Source organism: Paraburkholderia ginsengiterrae (genome assembly GCF_001645125.1).
GTDB lineage: Bacteria > Pseudomonadota > Gammaproteobacteria > Burkholderiales > Burkholderiaceae > Paraburkholderia > Paraburkholderia ginsengiterrae.
This window is the reverse complement of record NZ_LXKA01000386.1, coordinates 1-6,035: the sequence shown is the minus strand read 5'-3', so window position 1 is coordinate 6,035 and position 6,035 is coordinate 1. Positions and strand designations below refer to the sequence as shown.

7 protein-coding genes and 1 pseudogene are annotated in these 6,035 nt (G+C 60.8%); all 8 read left to right on the top strand.

The window, feature by feature from the left end:
• Nucleotides 1-308: pseudogene (locus A6V37_RS41630) on the top strand (epoxide hydrolase); the annotation flags it as partial.
• 108 nt (nt 309-416) lie between these two features.
• Nucleotides 417-1,346, top strand: a complete 930-nt coding sequence (locus tag A6V37_RS37475) for a VOC family protein (protein ID WP_242665786.1) — start codon at nt 417-419, stop codon at nt 1,344-1,346.
• A gap of 330 nt (nt 1,347-1,676) precedes the next feature.
• Nucleotides 1,677-2,180, top strand: coding sequence for a winged helix-turn-helix transcriptional regulator (locus tag A6V37_RS37470; RefSeq protein WP_064267444.1), 504 nt, complete (start codon nt 1,677-1,679; stop codon nt 2,178-2,180).
• A 543-nt stretch (nt 2,181-2,723) separates the two neighbouring features.
• Nucleotides 2,724-3,350, top strand: a complete 627-nt coding sequence (locus A6V37_RS37465) for a cysteine hydrolase family protein (protein WP_064267445.1) — start codon at nt 2,724-2,726, stop codon at nt 3,348-3,350.
• 169 nt (nt 3,351-3,519) lie between these two features.
• Entirely contained in the window at nt 3,520-4,695 is a 1,176-nt protein-coding gene (locus tag A6V37_RS37460) for an MFS transporter (protein ID WP_064286904.1), read from the top strand.
• A 209-nt stretch (nt 4,696-4,904) separates the two neighbouring features.
• Entirely contained in the window at nt 4,905-5,243 is a 339-nt protein-coding gene (locus tag A6V37_RS37455; RefSeq protein WP_064267447.1) for a DUF4148 domain-containing protein, read from the top strand.
• A gap of 169 nt (nt 5,244-5,412) precedes the next feature.
• Nucleotides 5,413-5,706 (top strand): hypothetical protein, encoded by a 294-nt coding sequence (locus A6V37_RS37450; RefSeq protein WP_064267448.1) that lies wholly within the window; start codon nt 5,413-5,415, stop codon nt 5,704-5,706.
• 96 nt (nt 5,707-5,802) lie between these two features.
• Nucleotides 5,803-6,015, top strand: a complete 213-nt coding sequence (locus tag A6V37_RS37445) for a hypothetical protein (protein WP_064267449.1) — start codon at nt 5,803-5,805, stop codon at nt 6,013-6,015.
• The last annotated feature ends 20 nt before the right edge of the window (nt 6,016-6,035 follow it).

The window sequence follows — 6,035 nt, the reverse complement described above, 5'->3', positions numbered from 1 at the left end:
GCGAACTGACGCGTGACGAGATCCTCGACAACATCACGCTGTACTGGCTGACCAATACCGGAGTATCCGCGTCTCGTCTCTACTGGGAATACAAGGGCGGCTTTTTTAACGCCAAGGGCGTCAAGATTCCGGTGGCCGTAAGCGTGTTCCCCGGCGAGCAATATCAGGCGCCGCGGAGCTGGACAGAGAAGGCCTACCCCAACCTCGTCTACTACCACCGGGCCGAGAAAGGCGGCCACTTCGCCGCGTGGGAGCAGCCGATGATCTTCGCTCAGGAACTTAGGGCGGCCTTCAGGCCGCTGCGCTGAGCTAGTGGACGCGGACGGTCTTCCACCCGCCGTCCGCGTCCTCACCCCACGAATTGCAAAGGCGTGTCGGCAGCTCTCTGCTGCCTTGCGCCGCTCAGGAGATCGATCATGTTCGGACTTTATTCGCTGATTGGCAGACACCGACGTCTTGCGGCTTCCGCTTGGGTCGCGGCGGCCATCGGCATTGTTCTTCCCGCGACCGCCGCGCACGCCGAAACGACACTTCCTGCGTCCGGTGACGTAGAAGTCGCTGCCCAGGCGCCCATCACCACTAACTCCGGTGCGGCGACTTTGCAGGGCTCCGTGATCGGGGTCGCCGCAGCGTCGGAGCTGATCGCCGGAAGCGTCCTGACATTGGCGCCGGTGCAGCAGCCCGCAGGCATCGGCCGCATCTCCTCAAGCCATCTCTCTGAATGGAGTTTGATTATGAAGATCACTGCCACGAACGACCTGAAGCTCGAAGTGGTCGTCATCCCCGTTTCGGACGTCGATCGCGCTAAACGGTTCTACAGCAACCTGGGCTGGAAGCTTGACGCCGAGATCAACAAGGCAGACGCCTTCCGGCTCCTGCAGTACACACCTCCGGGCTCGCCGGGTTCGATCCACTTCGGCAAGGGGGTCACGACAGCCACGCCGGGCTCGGCGCAGCTCTATCTCGTCGTGTCCGACATCGAGGCGGCTCGCGCCGAGCTCATCGACCTGGGCGTGGACGTGAGCGAAGTGTTCCACCTGAGCCCCGGCGAACCCGCACAGAGCGGCCCGCATCCGCAGCGCAACACCTACTCCTCGTACGCCAGGTTCAGTGACCCGGACGGCAACAGCTGGCTGCTGCAGGAAGTCACCACGCGCCTGCCCGGTCGTGTGAGCGGCGATACGACGTTCACGTCGCCGAATGACCTCGCGGCCGCGCTGCGGCGTGCTGCCGCCGCGCACGGCGAGCATGAGAAGCGCAATGGCGGCAAGCACGACGACAACTGGCCGGAGTGGTACGCCCAGTACCTCGCCCGCGAGCAGTCCGGCAAAGCGCTGCCAGCGTAAGCGCGACGCTCTGGCCGCCGGCAGCGGCGATCGGTATCTCAGCCGTAGTCACCGGGTCGCCTGACGTGAGCAGTTCGACGATGCGAGCATCCACTGGTTGACTCCGCCATCGCCAGGCTGACGTTCGGGCGACCACCCAAAACGGATCTGCCCTGCCGCACGATCAAGATAGTACTATGAACATCATAGTTAAAAATGAAGCGTGAGACCCATAAGCCAGGCCGGGCTTTACAAGCCTTGATCGGCACGTAGTTGTTGACGTACCCGTTCCTATCCGCGATCAAAGCTCCCGTGTTACTATGAAAATAATAGTGATAATTGGAGGCGAAAGTGAAACGTAACGGGAAGTCGGTCGACACGGTGTGTCCGGTGGCCCGATCGACGGAAGTGGTCGGCGACAGGTGGACGGTATTGGTCTTGCGCGAGCTGTATATGGGTGCAAGCCGGTTTGATGAAATCCAGATCCAGACTGAGGCGACACCGCAAATGCTTGCGACGCGCCTCAAGTCGCTCGAAGCCGATGGCATGGTTGAACGCCATCCTTATAACGAGAAGCCTTTGCGCTACGAGTATCGGCTCACGGAGAAAGGCAAGGCGTTCTATCCGGTGATCCAGGCGCTACGCGCCTGGGGGGAAACCTGGGTAAAGAGCGAAGATGAAGAAATCGCCGTGCGATTTACGCATCGAGTGTGCGGGCACGAGGTCGGACTCGACAGCGTGTGCCCGGCTTGTGGCGTACGGGTTGATCGGCATGATCTCGACGCCGCGTTGAGCGCAACGTTTGCAAAAGAGCGCGATGACCGGCGCGAGGCATTCAAGGCCGCGAAAAGCTAACTGTGCCTGCTTAGGTGGCATGCCCGGTTGCGCTCGTACTGCGTCCGCGCGTCCCCGTTGTCTTCTGAATTGCCTCGCCTGGCATTCCGCCATCAGCCTGCTGACAAGCATTTCGAGAAAGTTGCCTGTCGCTTTGAAGAGGCGGGCAGACGGAAAGGCCTGCGCCTACCCTGTCTATCCGCACGATCCCAATGGCAGCAAGCTTTGCGCTGTCCATCGCATTCCCGGCCGACGCGGGCAACGAGGCCGGGCAGATCGCGAGCGATCGAGCGCAAAAATACCGCTTCCGCGTAACCCGTGCGACGAATACCGCTCGTCGCTTTCCCATCGGGGTCTCCGAGCGTTCGGTCGCTCGTTCAACGTTGTGGACTCCTTCCTTGTTGCGTCACCAAACAAAAAACTCCTTGACACTATGTTTTTCATAGTTACACTAGACCTTAACTTCCTCGCTTCCGCGATAGCCCAAACTTCACAGTAGCGGCTTCGTCGTCAAGGGTCATACGAGGATTTTTCAACCGAGGAAACATCCAAGGAGCAACGCGTATGAGCAACGTAAACTACGACGTAAAGTCCACCGCACTTCTGTTCGTGGATCCATACAATGACTTCCTGTCGGAAGGCGGAAAGGTCTGGCCATTTATCAAGGACATTGCCGAAGAAGTCGGTCTGCTGGACAACCTGCGCGCTATCAACAAGGCAGTGAGAGATGCCGGCATCCAGGTCGTCGTCGTGCCGCATCGCCGCTGGCAGCCGGGCGATTACGAATGTTGGTGCCATCCGAGCCCGAGCCAGCTCAAGGTCATGCAAGGTCACCACTTTGCCCGAGGCGAATGGGGCGGTGAGTGGCACCCGGAGTTTGCACCGCAACCGGGCGACATCGTCGCACACGAACACTGGGGCTCGAGCGGCTTTGCCAATACAGATCTCGATTTCCATCTGAAACAACGTGGCATTACGCACGTCGTGGTCGTTGGGCTACTCGCGAACACCTGCATCGAGGTAACTGCGCGGTATGCACAGGAACTCGGTTATCACGTGACGCTCGTCAAGGACGCCACGGCAGCGTTCAAGCGCGAAATGATGCATGCGGCTCATGAACTGAACGGCCCGACCTACGCCCACAGCATCGTTACGACTCGCGAGTTTGTTGAGGCACTACCTGGCGTGTGACGCGTTCAGCTCGCACAAGCCATTGATCACTGCGCCAGACGGAAACCGGTTGCTGGTCATCTGGTAACACCCTTAGGGCCGCGACCTTGGACTGCTCTGGCAAGCAACGATCTCCCTTCATAGATATTTCGTTATGCGAATTACATCTTATTCCACGGCGACATCATCAATGTCTCGCTCTCTACTGCTAATGATGGCGCTGAGTTGTGCGCTTGCGGTCTCCGCTATTTACTATCAGCAGCCGCTGTTGCCGCAGATTGCATCGACGTGGGGCGTAACGTCGACGGGCGGAAATGTCATCGCCATGCTTACCCAGATCGGGTATGCCACCGGCCTGCTCCTATTCATACCGCTGGCTGACGTCATTCAGCCTCGCAAATTGGCAAAGTTCGCTATCCTGGGAAATGCCGTCGCACTGCTTGCCTGCGCCATGGCACCGACGTTTCTCTTGATGGTTGCGTCCAGTTTTTTCGTTGGCGCAACAGCAGTGACGGCACAATTCATCATTCCCGCCGTTTCGGGTAACGCGCGTCCAGAAAGCCGGGGGCGCGTCGTGGGCGTGCTACTTGGCGGCCTTTCCTCAGGCGTGCTTCTCGCCCGAACGATGAGCGGCTTCGTCGGCGCTCATTGGGGTTGGCGAGCCATGTTTGTGGCTGCGTCCGGCGTTGATCTGGCGCTGATCTTCATCGTAGGCAAACTACCCCCGTTGCCCGGACTCAAGACGATCCATTACCGGGAACTCATGCGGTCTCTCGTCGTGCTGGTCCGGGAGGAGCGTCTATTGCGCATATCGGCCACTACGGGCTTTCTGATGTTCGCAGCCTTCAGCGCCCTATGGACTACGCTCGCCGCACTGCTTGCGCGGCCACCCTATGGATTCGGGGCCGCAACCATCGGCACGTTTGGGCTTGTCGGGGTCATCGGCCTGATCATATCGCCATACATCGGCTCGCTCGTCGACCGCATCGGCCACCATTTCGCCGTGGCGGCCGGCGCCATCATCGTCCTGCTGGCCTTCGCGGTTCTCGCAATTGGCGCGACGCGACTGGGCTGGCTGGTAGTCGGCCTCGTCCTGCTCGATCTGGGGAATCGGGCGGGTTTCGTTGGCAACCAAACCCGCATATACGCGCTACGCCCTGAGGCCCGGGGTCGATTGAACACGGTCTACATGGTGTCCTATTTCCTCGGTGGGGCAATCGGCTCCGCCCTGGGTGGCTATGGCGCGACCCGCTACGGCTGGGTAGGACTTGCCGTAGTCGGCGCTGCACTTTCACTCGCCGCCCTTGCTTTGAACGCACTGGCCTATACCAGCACGAACGCGACTCTCGCCGACACACCGGCGTGACCCATCTTCGCCTTGCACTGCGCCAGAGCGCTGTTCTCTGAAGCAGAGCGCTCCGGCACGACAACCCGTGCAGCCTCTGGCGGCTGGTGGACGGCGAACCATCAACGGCCTGATTCCAAGAGACACCCACCCGCGCCTTAGCTGCGCGGGTGGAAATCCCTAACCAACTAATCCGTTGCTGACGTCAACGTTTCTAAAAGGTGCTCAACATGACTCGCATTTATCAAGCTCTCGTTATCGCGGCTGCACTTGGGTTGCCGATTGCCAGCCACGCCCAATCCCAATCGACGGTGACGCGCGCCCAGGTTCGCGCCGAACTCGTCGCGGCAGAACAGTCCGGCCAGATTCCGCAGAGCAACACGCGCTATCCGGAACCCGCGAACTACTCGGTCGCGGCGCCCCATGTGTTCCATCGCTCGCACGATGTCATTACAACGTCGTATGGCCCACCGATGAACGGCAATGCCGAGTCGGGTTTCCGCGCGACGCGCGCCCGTTCGTTCGCCGCTGCGCCGATCGGGTTCGACGACATCTATCGTGGTCAGTAACGTACCGCTTTCGACACGTGCAAGGAGACACCCATGTCCACCGCGCTGACGCTTCGCTTCGCGAGTGAAGCGACGTGGCCGGAGCGCGGTCGGCTCGCGGCGGCGGGCGGCCGCGGCTGTGCGCGAGCGTCCTTCACTTGGAAAACTATTCTGACGCAGGAGATATCCAATGCAATTTCTTGTTCTGGTTTCCCTCACCACCCCCACCCCCAAGGACGCGCCCACACAGGAAGAGCGCGAAGCCGAGTCGGAGGTCATCCGGCAGCTCTATCGCGATGGCATCGTCAGGCAGATCTGGCTGCGCGACGATGGTGGCGCATGCATCATCGCGGAAGGCGATGCCCCACAAACGCTGGATGCCGTCTTCTCCGCCCTCCCTCTGGTGCGATCCGGCTTCCTCCAGCCTCCGAGGGTCACTGCACTGAAGGCATATTCGGGGTTCGGGCCCAAGGCTGCCTTATGACGTTGATGAGACCCACGGCAACGCATTTGAACCGCCGGCGCTGATGCATAGCTCCCGGCCAGTACGGGCAGCGCTCTCAGGCGTCTGGACAGCGGGGTGGAAGCCCAATCGTGTCCACCAACATGCCTGAAGCGCGTCGACGCGCACCAATATGAAGCGCTGCATCGCGCTCAGGCCGGCAGCACTTTCGCCGGACTGTGCCACATGCTCGTCGCGCGGGTGGGCGAAGCCGGCGGCATCGTGAAGGACGGCGCGCTGCTCGCCGGCTGGCTCGGCAGCGAGCTCATCACCGGTGTCGATACGACGTAAATGCCCCGTACACGCCCTTG

Bases quoted from the DNA above. Each gene is read 5' to 3' on its own strand.
- A6V37_RS37475 (WP_242665786.1), top strand. From the start codon at position 417: ATGTTCGGACTTTATTCGCTGATTGGCAGACACCGACGTCTTGCGGCT.
- A6V37_RS37465 (WP_064267445.1), top strand. From the start codon at position 2,724: ATGAGCAACGTAAACTACGACGTAAAGTCCACCGCACTTCTGTTCGTG.
- A6V37_RS37460 (WP_064286904.1), top strand. From the start codon at position 3,520: ATGTCTCGCTCTCTACTGCTAATGATGGCGCTGAGTTGTGCGCTTGCG.
- A6V37_RS37455 (WP_064267447.1), top strand. From the start codon at position 4,905: ATGACTCGCATTTATCAAGCTCTCGTTATCGCGGCTGCACTTGGGTTG.
- A6V37_RS37450 (WP_064267448.1), top strand. From the start codon at position 5,413: ATGCAATTTCTTGTTCTGGTTTCCCTCACCACCCCCACCCCCAAGGAC.